The organism is Anaeromyxobacter diazotrophicus (assembly GCF_013340205.1).
Taxonomy (GTDB): domain Bacteria; phylum Myxococcota; class Myxococcia; order Myxococcales; family Anaeromyxobacteraceae; genus Anaeromyxobacter_A; species Anaeromyxobacter_A diazotrophicus.
Genome location: NZ_BJTG01000011.1, coordinates 17,701 through 34,001 on the forward strand (window position 1 = coordinate 17,701; position 16,301 = coordinate 34,001).

The 16,301-nt window shown below is 75.7% G+C and carries 16 protein-coding genes; 11 read left to right on the forward strand and 5 right to left on the reverse strand.

Annotation, left to right across the window (positions count from 1 at the left end; genetic code table 11):
- Positions 1–9: 9 nt before the first annotated feature.
- The gene (locus tag HWY08_RS19400; RefSeq protein WP_176068336.1) at positions 10–420 is read right to left on the reverse strand and encodes a hypothetical protein; all 411 of its coding nucleotides are present in this window, start codon (positions 418–420) and stop codon (positions 10–12) included.
- A gap of 268 nt (positions 421–688) precedes the next feature.
- Here HWY08_RS19400 and HWY08_RS19405 point away from each other — a divergent pair, with 268 nt between their 5' ends.
- The 5 genes from HWY08_RS19405 to HWY08_RS19425 all read left to right on the forward strand — a co-directional run bounded on the left by HWY08_RS19405 (position 689) and on the right by HWY08_RS19425 (position 4,604).
- Positions 689–1,393: a hypothetical protein gene (locus HWY08_RS19405; RefSeq protein WP_176068338.1), complete on the forward strand. Its 705-nt coding sequence runs from the start codon at positions 689–691 to the stop codon at positions 1,391–1,393.
- A gap of 57 nt (positions 1,394–1,450) precedes the next feature.
- On the forward strand, positions 1,451–2,134 hold the full coding sequence (locus tag HWY08_RS19410) for a Dph6-related ATP pyrophosphatase (protein WP_176068340.1): 684 nt from the start codon (positions 1,451–1,453) through the stop codon (positions 2,132–2,134).
- 33 nt (positions 2,135–2,167) lie between these two features.
- On the forward strand, positions 2,168–3,040 hold the full coding sequence (locus HWY08_RS19415; RefSeq protein ID WP_176068342.1) for a hypothetical protein: 873 nt from the start codon (positions 2,168–2,170) through the stop codon (positions 3,038–3,040).
- Between the two features lie 100 nt (positions 3,041–3,140).
- Positions 3,141–4,229 (forward strand): fatty acid desaturase, encoded by a 1,089-nt coding sequence (locus tag HWY08_RS19420; RefSeq protein WP_176068344.1) that lies wholly within the window; start codon positions 3,141–3,143, stop codon positions 4,227–4,229.
- Positions 4,230–4,313: 84 nt separating this feature from the next.
- On the forward strand, positions 4,314–4,604 hold the full coding sequence (locus HWY08_RS19425) for a hypothetical protein (protein ID WP_176068346.1): 291 nt from the start codon (positions 4,314–4,316) through the stop codon (positions 4,602–4,604).
- Between the two features lie 31 nt (positions 4,605–4,635).
- Here HWY08_RS19425 and HWY08_RS19430 read toward each other — a convergent pair whose 3' ends face one another.
- The 4 genes from HWY08_RS19430 to HWY08_RS19445 are packed head-to-tail and all read right to left on the reverse strand — an operon-like array spanning position 4,636 to position 7,583.
- Entirely contained in the window at positions 4,636–5,355 is a 720-nt protein-coding gene (locus HWY08_RS19430) for a hypothetical protein (protein ID WP_235969713.1), read from the reverse strand.
- On the reverse strand, positions 5,352–6,080 hold the full coding sequence (locus tag HWY08_RS19435) for an energy-coupling factor ABC transporter ATP-binding protein (RefSeq protein WP_176068350.1): 729 nt from the start codon (positions 6,078–6,080) through the stop codon (positions 5,352–5,354). Before HWY08_RS19435 ends, HWY08_RS19430 begins: the two co-directional genes overlap by 4 nt.
- The gene (locus HWY08_RS19440) at positions 6,077–6,610 is read right to left on the reverse strand and encodes a biotin transporter BioY (RefSeq protein ID WP_176068353.1); all 534 of its coding nucleotides are present in this window, start codon (positions 6,608–6,610) and stop codon (positions 6,077–6,079) included. Before HWY08_RS19440 ends, HWY08_RS19435 begins: the two co-directional genes overlap by 4 nt.
- A gap of 49 nt (positions 6,611–6,659) precedes the next feature.
- A complete protein-coding gene (locus tag HWY08_RS19445; protein ID WP_176068355.1) occupies positions 6,660–7,583 on the reverse strand; it encodes a phosphatase PAP2 family protein in 924 nt (307 codons plus the stop codon).
- A gap of 137 nt (positions 7,584–7,720) precedes the next feature.
- Here HWY08_RS19445 and HWY08_RS19450 point away from each other — a divergent pair, with 137 nt between their 5' ends.
- The 6 genes from HWY08_RS19450 (at position 7,721) to HWY08_RS19475 (ending at position 16,202) form a co-directional block, all read left to right on the forward strand.
- Positions 7,721–8,488: an SDR family NAD(P)-dependent oxidoreductase gene (locus HWY08_RS19450; protein WP_176068357.1), complete on the forward strand. Its 768-nt coding sequence runs from the start codon at positions 7,721–7,723 to the stop codon at positions 8,486–8,488.
- A 106-nt stretch (positions 8,489–8,594) separates the two neighbouring features.
- Complete coding sequence (locus HWY08_RS19455; RefSeq protein ID WP_176068359.1) at positions 8,595–9,503, forward strand: glycine--tRNA ligase subunit alpha; 909 nt, start codon at positions 8,595–8,597, stop codon at positions 9,501–9,503.
- Positions 9,504–9,506: 3 nt separating this feature from the next.
- On the forward strand, positions 9,507–11,627 hold the full coding sequence (gene glyS, locus HWY08_RS19460; RefSeq protein ID WP_176068360.1) for a glycine--tRNA ligase subunit beta: 2,121 nt from the start codon (positions 9,507–9,509) through the stop codon (positions 11,625–11,627).
- Between the two features lie 61 nt (positions 11,628–11,688).
- A complete protein-coding gene (locus HWY08_RS19465; RefSeq protein ID WP_176068362.1) occupies positions 11,689–13,152 on the forward strand; it encodes a hypothetical protein in 1,464 nt (487 codons plus the stop codon).
- Complete coding sequence (locus tag HWY08_RS19470; protein ID WP_176068364.1) at positions 13,149–15,659, forward strand: hypothetical protein; 2,511 nt, start codon at positions 13,149–13,151, stop codon at positions 15,657–15,659. Before HWY08_RS19465 ends, HWY08_RS19470 begins: the two co-directional genes overlap by 4 nt.
- Before the next feature lie 138 nt (positions 15,660–15,797).
- On the forward strand, positions 15,798–16,202 hold the full coding sequence (locus tag HWY08_RS19475; protein ID WP_176068366.1) for an FHA domain-containing protein: 405 nt from the start codon (positions 15,798–15,800) through the stop codon (positions 16,200–16,202).
- Positions 16,203–16,301 lie beyond the last annotated feature (99 nt).

A 16,301-nucleotide genomic window follows, 5' to 3' on the forward strand; every position in this document is an offset into this window, starting at 1 on the left:
GGCAACGGCCTACATGCCGCGATGGGGCGGGTTCGGCGTCGTCGGCCCTCGGCCCGGCATCATCCCGCGCGAGCGCATCATCTCGGCCGGGCTGCTCGGCTCGCCGGCCTGGCGATCGCCGCGCATCGAGTCGCCCGCGCCGCCGCCGCGCATGGACCCCATCCCGCCCTGGCGCATCGCCCCGGCGCTCTTCTCGGCGTGCTCCATCGCCATGCGCTCCACCTCGCGATTCGAGGCGCGCGAGGCGTCCGTCAGCTGGCCGGCGGGGAGGGCGCCCTCGGGCAGCGCCGGCCGTCCGGAGGGCAGCGGCGCCGCCTCCCGGAGCGCCTCGCGCATGGCGACGCGCGCCGCGCCGGCCGGGTCGAGATCGGGGGGCGCGGCGAGCGCGGCGGCGAGGAAGAGGACGTGGAGGACCGGCATGGCGTCTCCGGCCAGACCTTCGGCCGTACCAGGTGAAGAGCAAGCTACATACCATCGAGGGTTGGCGCGGGCTTGGGTGTCTCCGGCGAGCCCAGGCTGTACCGGCCGGTACGGCGGAGCGTACCGCGGCGTACACGGGCCGTAGCCGCTCGTCCCGCGCGCGCTGGGACGACGGGCGACGCGCCGCGGCACGGAGGTTGCTCTCGCACCTCCACGTCGACCGCGCCGCCGCCTCCCGCGGCCTCGTCGCTCGACCACGGAGCCTCACATGAAGCGTCGCCTCCTCCTCGCCGCCGCCGTGACCCTCTCGGCCTGCGGCGGCGCGTCCACCAGCCCGAGCACCGCCGCCGTCACGCAGTACCGACAGGCCGCGCTCTCCGCCTCCACCGCGGTGACCACCTACCAGAGCTCGACCCAGACCATGGCCACCCCGGCCGACTGCCAGGCGGCGGCGCAGCAGTACGCGGCGCAGATGGGCGCGGCCGTCGCCGCCATGCGCGCCAGCTCGGGCAGCATGGACGACCACATGCGCTCCATGGGGCAGCCCGGCGCCGCCGACATGACCTGCGGCGCCGAGGTCCTGGCGACGCAGCTCCAGCAGCAGATGGGGGTGGCGTGCGCCTCGACCGACATGGCCCAGAACCGGGCGGTGGCGGCGCAGCACTGCCAGCAGATGGCGCTCGCCGCCGACCACCTCCAGATGCGCGCCGCGGCGATGGCGTCGATGATGGGCACCGGCAGCGGCGCCACGGGCGGCGGGATGACGAGCGGCGGCGGGATGATGGGCGGCAGCGGGATGATGAGCGGCGCCGACATGACGAGCGCGATGCAGGGCATGACGGACGGCGGCTTCACCGGGCCCGACGGGCAGCACCTGGCCTGGAGCGACGCGATGCCGGGTTGCACGATGAGCGGAGGGACGTACCAGCCGGCCCCCACGGACGGCGGCACCCCGGTCACGCCGGCCGGGTGACCGGAGCGGCTCGCGCGGCGCTTGGCGCCGGCCGCCGATCCGGGTACGGCAGTGCGCATGTCCCTCCCGAGAGCCTGGGTCGCCTGGAGCAGCGGCAAGGACAGCGCGTGGGCGCTGCGCGAGGTGCAGCGCGCGGGCGAGGTGGAGGTCGTGGGGCTCCTCACGACCGTCACCTCGGAGTTCGGGCGCGTGTCGATGCACGCGGTCCGCGAGGCGCTCCTCGACCAGCAGGCGGAGCGGCTCGGCCTGCCGTGCCGGAAGGTGCGGATCCCCTGGCCCTGCCCCAACGAGGCGTACGAGCGGGAGATGGAGCGGGCGCTCGCCGAGGCGAGCGCCGCGGGCGTGAGCCGGGTGGTGTTCGGGGACCTGTTCCTGCCCGACGTGCGCGCCTACCGGGAGGCGAAGCTGGCCGGCACCGGGATCGAGCCGCTCTTCCCGCTGTGGGGCCGGGACACCGCCCGGCTCGCCCGCGACATGCTCGACGGCGGCCTCGAGGCCACCCTCACCTGCGTCGACCCGCGCCGGCTGGGCCGCGAGCACGCCGGCCGCGCGTTCGACGCGGCCCTCCTCGACGCGCTCCCCGCCGGCGTGGACCCCTGCGGTGAGAACGGCGAGTTCCACACCTTCGTCTCGGCGGGACCCATGTTCCGGGAGCCGGTGCGGGTCGTGGCGGGCGAGGTCGTCGAGCGGGAGGGCTTCGTCTTCGCGGACCTGAAGCCGGCGGAGGTGGTGGCCGGCTGAGGGGTGACTACCTTTCTCCGGGGGCAGCTCGCGATGCGCGCCGCACGAGGCAGGTCCGCCGGGGGGGCGGCGCTGGTCGCGCTGGCGCTGGTCGCGCCCGCCGCGGCGTCCGGGGACCCGGTGGCGGTGAGGCACTGGGAGGGGCTGGCGCACGGGTTCATCGGGCTGCGCACGCTGGAAGGGGTCCACCTCGCGGACGGGGAGCTGGTCGAGACCACGGCCCCCACCTCCGGTGGGAATCGCGTCTCGACGCGGCTCACCCTCCACTTCGCGGACGGCTCGCTGCACGAGGAGCGGACCGTCTACCTCCAGCGCAAGACGTTCCGGCTGGTGAGCAACCACGTGGTGCAGAAGGGGCCGGCCTTCAAGACGCAGCTCGAGTCCACCATCTCCGCGAGCGGGCGGGTCACCGTCCGTTACACCGAGGAGGATGGGAAGGAGCAGCGGCTCGAGGAGCACCTGGCGCTGCCGCGGGACGTCGCCAACGGGATGCTCCTGGCGATGCTCAAGAACCTCTCGCCCGCGGCGCCCAAGACCACCGTGTCGATGGTGGCGATCACGCCCAAGCCGCGCCTGGTGAACCTGGAGATCTCCCCCAGCGGCGAGGAGCCCTTCTCGACCGGCGCCACCGGCCGGAAGGCCATGCACTACGTCGTGAAGGTGCACGTGCCCGGGGTGACCGGCGTCGTGGCCTCCGTCCTCGGCAAGCTCCCCCCCGACTCGCACGTCTGGGTCCTCACCGGCGAGGCGCCGGCGTTCGTGAAGGCGGAGCTGCCGCTCTTCAAGGACGGCCCGGTGTGGCGGCTGGAGCTCCTGCACCCGGTCTGGCCCAAGGAGCCGAGCGAGGGAAAGGAGCCCAGGGCCAAGGAGGCCGAGGAGAAGGATTCGCAGGACGGCGGGCGCTGACGCCCACGGACGCACGCGCTCGGTGAGCCTGGGAGGGGCCGGGGCGCTGCCCGGCGCGCCGCATGACGCCGCGGTGACACGGCTGCGTCACCTTGGGGCGATGACCGCTGCGAACGACGCGTCCCCTCCCTCCAGCGCCGGCCCCGGCGCACGGCCCGGGCCATCCCGCGCCCTCCCGGCCTGGCCGAGGCGGCGGCTCGCAGCGCTCCGGCGCTTCGAGGCGCCGAGCGCGGCGCGGGCCGCCTGGCAGCTCGCCAACACGCTGCTCCCCTACCTCGGCGCTCTCGCGCTCATGGTGGTGACGCTGCGGCGCGGCCTGCCGTGGTGGACCACCGCGCTCCTGGGGGTCCTCGCCTCGGGCTTCATGGTCCGCCTCTTCATCCTGTTCCACGACTGCGTCCACGCGTCGTTCCTGCCGTCGGATCGGGCCGGCCGCGTCGTCGGGCGCATCCTGGGCGTCCTCGTCTTCACCCCGTTCGGCGAGTGGCGGCGCTCGCACCTCGGGCACCACGCCACCTCGGGCGATCTCGACCGGCGGGACCTCGGGGACGTCTGGACGATGACGGTGGAAGAGTACGCCGCGGCGCCTCGCCGGAAGCGCTTCAGCTACCGGGTGACGCGTCACCCCGCGCTCATGCTGCTGGTCGGGCCGCTCCTCGTCTTCCTCGTGAACAACCGGTTCCCACCCCGCGGCGGCACGCGCGCGCGCGTGCTGAGCGTCCTCTCCACCGACCTGGCGCTCGCCGCGATCGCGACGGCGGCTTCGCTCACCATCGGCCTCGGGACCTTCCTCCTCGTCCAGATCCCGGTGCTCTTCCTGGCGGGGGTGTGGGGCATCTGGCTCTTCTACGTGCAGCACCAGTTCGAGCGGGCGTACTGGGTCCGCGGCGAGGTCTGGGATCCCCTCCAGGCGGCGCTCGCCGGCAGCTCGTACTTCAAGCTGCCGCGGGTCCTGCAGTGGTTCTCGGGGAACATCGGCCTGCACCACGTCCACCACCTCCGCCCGCGCATCCCGAACTACCACCTGCAGCGCTGCCTCGACGCCACCCCCGAGCTGCAGGCGGTCCGGCCGCTCACGCTCGCGGGCAGCCTGCGGTGCGGGCGGCTCGCCCTGTGGGACGAGCGCGCCGGAGACTTCGTCGGGTTCGACGCGGTGCCGCGGCCGAGCGCCGCGCCCGCGGGTTCGTAGGCGCTCCCGCGGCGCACGCTCGCCGGCCGGAGCGGCGCGCGCCCCGCCGGTGCGCGCGCGCGGCGGCGTGCGCAAGGTCCTCTCATGCCACGCAACGACCGCTCCGACGCGCTCTCCGTCCGCGGCGAGGACGACCCCCGCAACCCGCTCAAGGCGCTGGAGCAGGAGACGGAGCTCGAGCTCGGCAGGTCGGAGGCGAACGACACCGGGGGCGCGGAGCACCGGGGTCCGGGCGCCGGCGAGGGACGCGGCGACGAGCCGGCGAGCGCGCGGCGCGGGATGAAGGGAGCGAGCGGGTCCTCTACGGGCGAGCGCAGCGGACGCGACCCCGGCGCCGAGCCGGCGCGCGGAGCCGTGCCGCGCCGCGACGAGTGACGGCGCCGCCGGCGCGCCGCGCGGGGCCGGCTCACCAGGCGGCGAGCGCGAGCGCGGCGCCGGCCACCGCGACCGCGACCATCACCTCGCGGGCCTGGAGCGGCTCCCCCGCCGGCCACGCCTCGGGCCGGTCGAGGCGGCGCGCCGCCAGCGCGAGCGTCTGATCCCAGGTCCCCACCGCCAGGTTCCGCGTGCCCGCCTGGAGCACGAGGAGGGCCGCGCGCGGCCGGGACACCTTCACCCGGCGCAGCCGGAGCGCCGCGCGCGCCTCCTGGAACCGCGCCCGGGCGCGCGGGACGAAGTGGACCATGAGCGCGAGCGCCAGCGCCGCCTCCCACGCGCGCCGGCCGAGCACCGGGCGCGCCAGGCTCGCCGCGGCGAGGCCGAGCGCGCGCGGCGGGAGCAGCGCCGTCAGCGCCGCGCCCAGCAGGAGCAGGGCGGTGAGCCGGAGCGCGAGCGTGCCGCCCGCCGCCAGCGCCGCCGCCGCGCCCGGGCCGGCCGCGAGCGCGGTCGCGACGCGCACCGCGCCCCAGGGGAGGGCGAAGGCCGCGGCGCCCGCGGCCGAACGCAGCACCGCCCGCCTGCCGCGCCCGGCGGCGGCCAGCGCCCCCGCGAAGCCCAGCGCCTCGGCGGCCGCGGCGAGCGGCCCTCCGCGCCACACCAGGAGGCCCAGGAGCAGCGCCAGCGCGAGCAGGAGCCGACCGTCGAGCAGCGGGGGGCGGCGGCCCGGCGGGCGCGCGGGCGCGGTCACTCCCACCGCGGGACCTCGAGCCCCGGGCGCCAGGCGGAGGGCGGGCGGACCCCGTGGCGGCGCAGCTCGGGGAAGACGGCCTCGGTCGGCCCGCCCAGGGCGAGCCGCCCGCGCGCGAGCACGAGCCAGGCGTCCGCCAGATCGGCGAACGGCTCCACGTCGTGCGAGGCGATGACCTGGGTGCGACCGGCCTGGCGGTTCGCGGCGAGCAGCGCCCGCATCTCCAGGGCCGAGGGGTAGTCGAGCCCGGCGAACGGCTCGTCGAGCACCAGGACCTCCGGACCGTCCCGGAGGGCGGTCGCGATGCAGAGCTTCCGGCGCTGGCCGAGCGAGAGGGTCTGGACGGGCGCCGCCAGCTCGGAGAGCCCGAGCCGCGCGGCGAGCGCGCACGCCTCGTCCGCCCGGCGGGCGTCTCGCGGCGGCAGGCCGAGGAGCAGGTCCTCCTCGACCGTCGCGCCGATGATCTGCTGGTCCGGGTCCTGGAGGACCAGGGCCACGCCGTCGCGCACGCCGCCGCCGCGCCCCGGCGAAGGCTCGCCGCGCACGGTCAACGTCCCGGCGGTCGGCTCGAACAGCCCGGCCATCAGCGCGAGCAGGGTGGACTTGCCGCAGCCGTTGGCGCCCACGACGCCGCACAGCCCGCCGGCGGCGACCTCGAAGGAGACGGCCTCGAGCACCGGCGGGCCGCCGGGGTAGGCGAAGGAGAGGTCGCGCGCGCGGATCATGGGGGCGCCAGGCGGTGCGAGCCGAGGAACCGGGCGGTGGCGACCGCCAGCGCGACCTTGGCGAGGTCCTGGAGCACGAAGGGCGCGACGCCGGCGACCAGCGCGGCGCGCCAGCCGAGCGCCAGCGCCGCCCGGAGCTGCAGGACGCCGGCGGCGTAGGCCACCGCCAGCGCGGCGGCGCCGAAGGCGAGCCCGCGCGCCCAGGTGAGCGCGGCGCGGCCGTGCGCGAGGCCGGTCACCGCCGCGGCGAGCACGAAGCCGGCCAGGTACCCGCCGGTCGGGCCGAACAGTACGCCGAGCCCCGAGGCGCCGCCGGCGAAGACCGGCAGGCCGAGCACGCCCGCGGCGAGGTAGAGGAGGACCGCGGCGGGCCCGCCCAGCGGACCGAGCAGGAAGCCGGCCAGGAACGCGAAGAGCGGCTGCAGCGTGAAGGGCACCGGGCCGAGCGGGAGCTGGATCCAGGCGCCGGCGGCGATGCAGGCGGCGAGGAGCGCGATCCAGACCAGCCGGTGGGTGCGGACGAGGTTCATGGCGACGGTGCGGCGGCGACCTGGGACGGCGTCGCGGGGCGCTGGGGGATCAGGAGAGGGGCGACGCGCCGGCCGCGAGCCGCGCGCGCGGCGCGGCCCCTAGGGCGCGCCGCAGCGGCTCGGAGGCGGTGAGCGCCCCCGCGGCGACGAGCGCCCCGGCGGCCACGTCCACGGCGTAGTGGTGGGACAGGTAGACGGTCGAGCCCACGATGCCCGCCGCGAGGATCGCGAGGGCCACGCGCCAGCCCGGCAGCAGGCGCCACCCGAGCGCGAGGAGCGCCACCGCGACGGCCGTGTGGCCGCTCGGGAACGCGTCGAGGAGGTTCAGCTCGCAGACCCGAAGGAAGGTGCGCACCGCCCCGCTCGCGAGCCCGCCGCCCAGCACCGCCTCCGCCGCCGCCGCCGGCACGCGAGGGCCGGCCGCCGGGAAGAGGAAGTAGCCGAGGTAGGTGAGGAGCAGCGTGAGCTGCAGCGCGAACACGAGCTCGTCGAGCTCCTCGCGCCGGCCCTGCCGGTAGAGCCGCACCGCCATCGCGAGCGGCAGGACGTAGTAGCTCACGTAGAAGAGCGAGAAGAGATCCGTGAGCCAGGCGGGCCGCCCGAGCGCGCCGCGCCAGGCGGCCACGAGCGGTCCGAAGGCGCGGCCGTCGAGGGCGGCCAGGGCCGCGTCCCAGCGGTCCGGGGTGGACGCCGCGACCAGGAACCCGACCGACTCGTAGACGCCGACGATCACGAGGAGCGGCCCGAACACGTGGAGCGCGTCGCCGAGGTCCGACCGCGCCGCGAGCCAGGCGGCCCCGGCGACGACGAGCGCGAGCGCCGCGTAGAGCGCCAGGAACGGCGCCGGGCGCGGGTGGACCGCCGCGGCCACGACCGCCAGCGCCGCCAGCGCCCCGAGGAGGAGCCGGTCGACGGGGAGCAGCAGCGGCGCGCCGCCGCGGGCGGGGTGGTCGAGGGGCAGGGCGCCGCGCATGGCCGCATTCTACGCGCCGGCGGCGGCGCGCGACATCGCGTTCTAAGGCCCGGCCAGCCGCGGCGCGGTTACAATCGCCAGCCCACGCAGCGGCGAGCCGCGGCGCGCCGGCGAGGCGCCGCGAGAGGGAGCGCGAGATGGCGGGACGGGAGCTGAGCGGCACGGTGGCCCTGGTGACGGGCGCGAGCAGCGGGATCGGGGCCGCGACCGCGCGCGCCCTGGCGGAGGCCGGGGCGGCGGTGGCGCTGGTGGCGCGGCGCAAGGAGCGGCTCGACGCCCTCGCCGCCGAGCTGGCGCGGTCCGGGGCGCGCGCGCTGGCGCTCGAGGTGGACGTGACCGACCAGGCGCAGGCGCGGGCGGCCGTGCAGCGGACCGTGGGCGAGCTGGGCAGCCTGGACGTGCTGGTGAACAACGCCGGGGTGATGCTGCTCGGGCCCATCTCCGGCGCGCCGACCGAGGAGTGGGATCGCATGATCGCCCTGAACCTCCAGGGCCTGCTCTACACGGCCCACGCGGCCCTCCCGCACCTGCTCGCGGCGGCGGAGCGCTCGCCGCGCCGCGTGGCGGACCTCGTCAACGTGAGCTCGGTGGCCGGCCGGCGCGCTCGCAGCGGGGCCGGCGTCTACAACCTGACCAAGTTCGGCGTCGGCGCGTTCAGCGAGTCGCTGCGGCAGGAGGTCACGGCGCGCCACGTGCGCGTGTCCCTGGTCGAGCCGGGCGCCGTCGACACCGAGCTCGTCAGCCACGTCCGCCCCGAGGTGCGCGAGCAGTCGACCCGCACCTTCGCGAACGTCGAGATGCTGGAGGCCGAGGACGTCGCCGACGCCATCCGGTACATCGTGACCCGGCCCCGCCGGATGGCCGTGAACGAGCTCCTGGTGCGGCCGACCGAGCAGGAGTTCTGAGCGGCAGGGCGCCCCCGGCGGCGCGAATTCACGTTTGACACCGCGGGCCTGCGGGCCCTACGGTGCCCGGTCCGGCAGCGCCGAGGGCGCCGCCGAGGAGGCGCGCGTGACGTTCCAGGAGCTCATCCTCAAGCTGCAGCAGTACTGGTCGAGCCGGGGCTGCATCCTGGCCCAGGGCTACGACCTCGAGGTCGGCGCGGGCACCATGAACCCCGCCACCTTCCTGCGCGTGCTCGGCCCCGAGCCGTGGAAGGTCGCCTACGTGGAGCCGTCGCGCCGCCCCGCCGACGGGCGCTTCGGCGAGAACCCGAACCGCCTGTTCCAGCACCACCAGTTCCAGGTCATCCTGAAGCCGCACCCGCCCGACGTGCAGGACCTCTACCTCGGGTCGCTGAAGGCGATCGGGATCGATCCCCTCGAGCACGACATCCGGTTCGTGGAGGACGACTGGGAGAGCCCGACGCTCGGCGCCTGGGGCCTCGGCTGGGAGGTGTGGTGCGACGGGATGGAGATCACCCAGTACACCTACTTCCAGCAGGCGGGCGGCTTCGAGGTGCGGCCGGTGGCGTGCGAGCTCACCTACGGCCTCGAGCGCATCGCCATGTACCTGCAGAACGTCGAGAACGTCTACGACGTGGAGTTCGTGAAGGGCGTGAAGTACCGCGAGGTCTTCCACCGCAACGAGTACGAGCAGAGCGAGTACAGCTTCCGCGCCTCCGACCCGAAGATGCTGTTCGAGCTCTTCGCGACCTACGAGCGCGAGTGCAAGCGGCTGCTGGAGCTGAAGCTCCCGCTGCCCGCGTACGACTACTGCCTCAAGTGCTCCCACGCGTTCAACCTGCTCGACGCGCGCGGCGCCATCAGCGTCACCGAGCGCGCCGCCTACATCGGGCGGGTGCGGGCGCTCGCCCGCGGCTGCGCCGAGGGCTACCTCGCCATGCGCGAGCAGCTCGGGTTCCCGCTCCTCGCCGCGGCGCAGGCGAACGGCAAGAAGACCAAGAAGAGGGCCGCGTAAGCCATGGCACACCTGCTCTTCGAGATCGGCAGCGAGGAGATCCCGGCCGGCTTCGTCCCGCCGGCGCTGCGGCAGCTCACCGAGGACCTCACGAAGGCGCTCGACGAGGCGCGCCTCGCCCACGGCGAGGTGAAGGCGGTCGGCACGCCCCGCCGGCTCTGCGTCTGGGCCCGCGACGTGGCGGCGAAGCAGCCGGACGCGAAGACCGAGGCGCTCGGCCCGTCGGTGCAGGCGGCCTTCGACGCCGAGGGCAAGCCCACCGCCGCCGCGCTCGGCTTCGCGAAGAGCCAGGGGGTCGAGGTGGAGGCGCTCGCGCGCGTGCAGACGCCGAAGGGCGAGCGGCTGGCGGCGCACAAGGTGGAGAAGGGCCAGCGGGCGGAGAAGGTGCTGCCGGCGCTGCTGGAGAAGCTGGTGGCGGGCCTCCGCTTCAAGAAGGCGATGCGCTGGGGCGACACCAGCGTCACCTTCGCCCGCCCCATGCGCTGGATGACGGCGCTCTACGGCGGCAAGGTGGTGAAGGTCCGCTACGGCGACATCGTCTCGGGCGCGGTCAGCTACGGGCACCGCTTCAAGGCGCCCAGGGCGGTGAAGCTCACCGGCGCGCCCGAGGACTACCTCGCGAAGCTGCGCAAGGCGTTCGTCCTCGCCGATCCGGCCGAGCGGCGCGTCGAGATCCAGAAGCAGCTCGCCGCCGCGGCCAAGAAGGGCGGCGGCGCGGTCCGGCCCGACGAGGCGCTCCTCGAGCAGGTGACGTACCTCGTCGAGCACCCCACCGCGGTGCTGGGCGAGTTCGAGGCCTCGAACCTGGAGCTGCCGGCGGAGGTGGTCATCTCCGAGCAGCGCAACCACCAGCGCTACTTCGCCGTGCTCGACGGCGAGCGCAGGCTCACGAACCGCTTCATCGCGGTCTCCGGCACGCCGGTGAAGGACCCCAAGGTCGCGCGCAACGGCTACCAGCGCGTGCTGCGGGCGCGCCTCGCCGACGCGCGCTTCTTCTTCGAGGAGGACCGCAAGCGGCGCCTCGAGGACCGCGTGCAGGACCTCGGGCGGCGCACCTACCAGGCGAAGCTCGGCACGGAGCTCGAGCGGGTGGAGCGGATCGAGCGCATCGCCGGGCAGCTCGCCGCCGCGCTGGGCCTCTCCGCGCAGCAGCCGGCGGTGGCGCGCGTGGCGCGGCTCTGCAAGGCGGACCTCGGCACCGGGATGGTGGGCGAGTTCCCGGAGCTGCAGGGCGTCATGGGCGGCCACTACGCGCGCCTCGACGGCGAGCCGGCCGAGGTCGCCGACGGCATCGAGGACCACTACAAGCCCATCGGCGCCGCCGAGGACATGCCGCGCGGCGACGCCGGCGCGCTGGTCGGCCTCGCCGACCGGCTCCACCAGCTGGTCGGGATCCTGGGCGTGGGCGAGAAGGCCACCGGCGCCGCCGACCCGTTCGGCCTGCGCCGCGCCGCCATCGGCATCGTCCGCATCGTCCAGGCGCGGGGCTACCACCTCTCGCTGGGCGCCGCGGTGGACGCGGCGCTGGACGCGCTCGCGGGCAAGGTGGGCCAGGACCGCGCCGCGGTGAAGGCGCAGGTGCTCGACTTCCTGCGCGGGCGCCTCAAGGCGCAGTGGAGCGACGAGTTCGAGGTGGACCTGGTGGAGGCGGTGCTCGCCGCCGGGTTCGACGACCTCGTCGACGCGCGCCAGCGGCTCGCCGCGCTGGCCGACGTGAAGCGGCGCCCCGACTTCGTCCCGCTGGCGGTCGCCTTCAAGCGCGTCGCCAACATCCAGGAGAAGGCGAAGGGGGAGGGCGGCGGCGCGGTCGATCCGGCCCAGCTCCGCGACGAGGCCGAGCGGCGGCTGCTCGCCGAGGTGGAGCGGGTCGAGGCGGCGGTGGCGGTGCACCGCGAGGCCGCCCGGCGCGACTACGCCGCGGTGCTGCGCACCGTCGCCGAGCTGAAGCCGGCGGTGGATCGCTTCTTCGACGAGGTGCTCGTCATGGCCGAGGAGCCGGCGCTGCGCGCCAACCGCCTCGCGCTCGTGAAGCGCGTCGCCGCGCTCTTCGCCGACGTGGCCGACTTCAGGAAGATCCAGGCCGAGCTGCCGCCGGGCGCGGCTCCGGCGCGCGCGGCGGGGTAGGGGGCGAGGCGCCGCAAACCCCTTGACCCGCCTCGGATCAGGCGGTTACGGTTCGCGACCCTTGGCCGCCCGCTCTCGCATCGCCGCGCTCCTCCTCCCCTTCGTCGCGGCCGCGTGCCACGACGCCCAGCGCTCCGTCCCGCCGACGATGGACCGCTTCTACTACCCGACCGGCCTGGCGGTGCGGCACGCGCCCGCCACCTGCGTCGCGGGGACCGCCGGCTGCCAGAGCCAGCTCCTCGTCGCCTCGTCGAACTTCGACCTGCGCTACGACGCGATCACCGGCGGCACGGTGCTCGCCGTGGACGTGGACCGGGCGCTCGGCGGCGTCCCGAACGCCGCCGCGGGGCCGTTCCTCCCGGGCGCGATCCTCGGCAGCACGCGCATCGGCAGCTTCGCGGGCGAGGTGGCGTACGTGGACGAGGCGAGCTGCCCGGGCTGGGGCAAGGCTCCGCAGGTGCTCGTCACCTCGCGCGCGCAGAACGTGCTCTACCGGCTCGACGTCGACGCCTCGACCGGCGCGCTCTCGTGCGGCGCCGGCTGCGAGCTCCCGCTCGCGCCCACGCTGGCCGACGGCTACGGGGTGACGGTCGTCTGCGGCGACCTGGCCGCGGCGGGCGGGGGAGCGACGCAGCCGCGCCACCTCGCCTTCGTCACCTACCTGCGCTCGCCTTCGTCCGAGGGGTTCCTCTCCCGGATCGACCTCGACTCGGGCGCGATCGAGGCGACCTACGACGTCGGCATCGAGCCCACGCAGAGCACCGCCTTCGACGAGGGCCGGGGCCTCCTCTTCGTGAGCGAGCGGTTCGCGACCGTCGGCATGGCGAGGCTGCGCTGGATCGACCTCGCCTTCCCGCAGCTCGGGTCGGGCTCGGTGGACTACGGCCAGGTGGTGCGAGGGGCCGAGCTGGTGACGCTCGGGCTCTCGAGCGACTCGCCGCCCTCGCGCGCCTACGTGGCGGCGCGACTGTTCGACGTGGACACCGCCACCTCGAGCGGGCTGCGCCCGGTGGGCGACGTGGGGGGCGCGCTGCTCGTGCTGGATCTGAAGGCGGTCCTCGCCGGGGCGCCGGCCGCGGAGACGATCCTGGACGTCGCGCACCTCGACCGCGGGCCCACCGCGCTCGCCGTGGTCCCGAAGCTCGACGCGGCGGGGAAGCCGCAGGTGGACGCGTCGGGGGTCCCGCTCGACCTCGTCGTGCTCACGAGCTCCGATGACGGCTCCATGACCTTCTACGACGACCAGCTCGGGCAGCCCGTGGCGGCCTTCAGCGTCTGCGGGAGCGGGGCGTCGGGCGATGCCCGGGCCCCGGGCCCCTGCCCGCTCGGGGCTCCGGTGCTCGGCAAGCAGCCGTTCGGCCTCGCCTACGAACCGTACCAGCTCGGCGGCAAGTCGCTGGCGCGCCTCTTCGTCGGCTCCTTCGACCGCGGCTGGGTGAACGCCATCGTGTTCGACCCGGCTCACCCCGACGCACTCGACTCGTCGTCCTTCTCCTGGGCGCGCATCGGACCGGAGCGCCAGTGAAGCGCGTCACCCTCGTCCTCCTGGCCGCCCTGGCGGCGTGCTCCTCCGGGCCCTCCTCGATCGGCGCCCGCTTCGGCGGTCCGAGCGCGATCGTCCAGTTCTACGGCATCACCCGCAACAACGCCGCCACCGGGACGGTGGCGCCGTACCTGGCGGTGGCCGACGCGCGCACCGGCGACCTGCGCCTGCTCGACCCGTCGGTGGACCAGCCGATCCTGGGGCCCGCGGTCATCTACCCGCTCTCCATCCCGACCTTGCCGCGGCCGCTGCACCTCGCGGCGGCCTCGCTCGGCGACGGGAACGCCGACGTGCTCGTCTCCGCCAGCGCGGGCCAGCCGACGCTGCAGGTGGTCGAGACCTGGACGGCGCAGAACCGGGTCGCCGCGTCTCTCGAGCTCGCGAACCTTCTCCCCAAGCTCGGCGCCGACGCCGAGATCCTCGCCCTGGTGGGCCTCACCGCCAAGCCGGACGGGGTGCACCCCGTCGGCCGCATCCTCGCCTCGGTGAGCGGCCAGAAGCTCGTGGTGGTGGACTTCACGCGCGCCGCGGACGGCACGGGCGCCGTGGTGGCCGGCACGCCGGTCCTCCAGCCGCTCACCTTCGACGCGGTGGACCTCGCGGTCGGCCCGGACGGCACCACCGTCTACGCCGCCACCCACGACCCCCTCAGCCTGAGCGGCGTCACCGTCCACGGCCTCGTCGAGCTCGCCGCCGGTGGGGACGCCGCCACGACCTTCCCCGCCTTCGTCTACGACGCGCTCGCCCCGACGGTGGCGGTGGCGGCGGCGATGGTGGACGAGCGGGTGGTGGCGACGCCCGGCGTCGTGGACTCGTGCGCGGCCGAGCAGTTCACGGGGACCCCGGTGCTCCGGGTCTACGCCGCGCTCGACCCCACCGGCTGCGGGCCCGACCAGGCCATCGGCTGCGGCGTCGCCACCCTGGAGCGCCTGCCCGCCGACGCCTCCGGCCACCTCGTCTCGGATCTGGCGGCGCAGGCGGCGCCGGCCGCGGCGAATCCCTGGACGCCGACCGCCGCGCCTGTCCAGGCGCAGCCCTTCCGGCAGCCCATCCCCGTGCCGGGCGTGCCGCTCCACCTCGCCGTGGCGAACGCGCCGGCCAAGAACACCAGCCCGGACGACCCGGCGCGCATCCCGACCACGAGTCCGGTCATCAGCACCACCTGCCCGGCCACCGGCAGCCCGACGAGCCCGCTCGCCCGCCTGCTCTACGGCTCGGCGCTCCGGTACACCAGCGCGGTCGGCATGGTCACCTCGACGGACGGAAACGTCTACTGGCTCGACCTGTCGCGCGCCGCGCCGGTGGTGAGCTCGACGCCGCTCGCCGGCCTCGGGCGCACCGAGGTCCTCTCCGCCACGAGCGACGTCGTCGGCGCGGGCGAGTGGCAGCTCGCGCTCTGGTACGACAAGTACGGCTACGACACGTCGACGAACGCGCTGGTCACCCTGAGCAGCGCCCTGGTCGTGGACGCCCTCACGCTGCCGGTCGCCATCGAGACCTGGCCGGGCTTCACGCCGACCGCGGGATGGACCGCCGTGTACGAGGGCGCGCTCCCGGGTCTTTCGGGGCGGCCGGGCGTGGTCGCGGGCGACGGCGTCAACGCCTGGGCTGGCATCCAGAGCGACACCGGCAACACCCGACCTCTCTCGGACCCCGCGCGGTGGTACGCACCGGTGCGCGTCGACGAGCCCGCGCGCGGCGTCCACGTCGGCGACATCGTGACCTTCCCTGATCTCGGTGCCGACTGCCAGGCCTTCGTGACCGCCATACTGCCGGCAGCCTCCGGACCGCTCGCGGGCGTCGCCTTCCCCGGGGGCGCGCTCCAGCTCGCGACCCCGCTCCCGGCCTGCCTCGACGCGGCCACAGCTGCCCTGCTCCCCACCCAGATCACGGTGCTGGGGGCCGGCGTGGTGGTCTCGAACGACGCCTCGGGCTACCAGGGCCGCGCGAAGATCGCGCTCCAGGGCGACAGCCCCGCCGACACCGTCTACACGCTCGCCTGGCTCTCCGACGCCGAGCTCGCCGCCTCGACCGATCCCGACGCGGCCGTGAAGCGCCGGCACGCCCGCCGCCTCTTCTACCCGACTGACGGCCCGTGCCCGCTCCCCTCGGCGACCACGCCGGTGGCGATGCGGACGCTCGGCTGCTACGAGATCTTCCCGCGGATCGTGGACCCGCTCGCCCCCGGAGCGGCCATCCGCTTCCGGGTGGGCCTGCGCAACATCACCTCGCCCGCCCTCGTGGCGACCGCGGCCGATCACCCGCCGCGGGGGGCGGGGATCCGCTTCAGCACGCAGAGCGGGCTCGCCCAGTCCTCGCGCCGCCCCGGCTTCGGCGGCGCCCCGCCCGCGAGCGTGGTGGCGGTGGACCCGGGCGACCTCCCCAACCACACGACCGAGGACTTCCGCTTCTACACCGCGTACCAGGACGACGTGGTGATGTGGTTCGCCACGACCGGCACCCCGAGCCAGGTGACCAGCATCCGCTGAGCGGCGGCGGGTCAGCCGGGCGCCCGTACGCCACCCTGGGTGGCGCCCGTGGGTGACGGCCCACCGGGGCTGCCCCGTCGTCGCGACGCACGCGCTGGGGTTGGTCGGCCGCGCGCCGTTCTGCTAGCTTCGAGCGCCGTGCCTCCCATCTCTCCGGCCCTCTCCGCGCCCCCGGGCGACGGGCGCCGCGCGGTCGTCGAGCGCGTGCTCCGCACCGCGGACGAGCTGGAGCGGCGCGCCCGCGCCCTGCAGACGGGCGCCGCGGCGCGCCTCGCGCTCGTCACGGCGGCGGGCGTGGTGTCGGCGGGCGGGCGGCAGCGGCTCGTGCTCGGCCGCGGGCCGCGGTGCGACGTCGTGCTCACCGGCCGTCACATCTCGCGCCAGCACGCCGCGCTGGTGCACCGCCTCGACGGCTGGTGGGTCGAGGATCTCGGCTCTCGCAACGGCACCTGGTGCGGCGGCGAGCGGGTGGCGCGGCGCCGGGTGGGCCACGGCGACGTCCTGCGGCTCGCCGACGTGGCCGTGCGCTGCCGGCTGAGCTGAGGGTCCGGTCGGGCGCCGCCCGCCGCCTCGCGCGCGCCCGGGGAGCTCGATCGCGGGGCCGCCGTCGGGCCGCCGGCGGGTTATGCTCCGGCCCTCCAG

Bases quoted from the DNA above. Each gene is read 5' to 3' on its own strand.
- HWY08_RS19400 (WP_176068336.1), bottom strand. From the start codon at position 420: ATGCCGGTCCTCCACGTCCTCTTCCTCGCCGCCGCGCTCGCCGCGCCC.
- HWY08_RS19405 (WP_176068338.1), top strand. From the start codon at position 689: ATGAAGCGTCGCCTCCTCCTCGCCGCCGCCGTGACCCTCTCGGCCTGC.
- HWY08_RS19410 (WP_176068340.1), top strand. From the start codon at position 1,451: ATGTCCCTCCCGAGAGCCTGGGTCGCCTGGAGCAGCGGCAAGGACAGC.
- HWY08_RS19415 (WP_176068342.1), top strand. From the start codon at position 2,168: ATGCGCGCCGCACGAGGCAGGTCCGCCGGGGGGGCGGCGCTGGTCGCG.
- HWY08_RS19420 (WP_176068344.1), top strand. From the start codon at position 3,141: ATGACCGCTGCGAACGACGCGTCCCCTCCCTCCAGCGCCGGCCCCGGC.
- HWY08_RS19425 (WP_176068346.1), top strand. From the start codon at position 4,314: ATGCCACGCAACGACCGCTCCGACGCGCTCTCCGTCCGCGGCGAGGAC.
- HWY08_RS19435 (WP_176068350.1), bottom strand. From the start codon at position 6,080: ATGATCCGCGCGCGCGACCTCTCCTTCGCCTACCCCGGCGGCCCGCCG.
- HWY08_RS19440 (WP_176068353.1), bottom strand. From the start codon at position 6,610: ATGAACCTCGTCCGCACCCACCGGCTGGTCTGGATCGCGCTCCTCGCC.
- HWY08_RS19445 (WP_176068355.1), bottom strand. From the start codon at position 7,583: ATGCGCGGCGCCCTGCCCCTCGACCACCCCGCCCGCGGCGGCGCGCCG.
- HWY08_RS19450 (WP_176068357.1), top strand. From the start codon at position 7,721: ATGGCGGGACGGGAGCTGAGCGGCACGGTGGCCCTGGTGACGGGCGCG.
- glyS (WP_176068360.1), top strand. From the start codon at position 9,507: ATGGCACACCTGCTCTTCGAGATCGGCAGCGAGGAGATCCCGGCCGGC.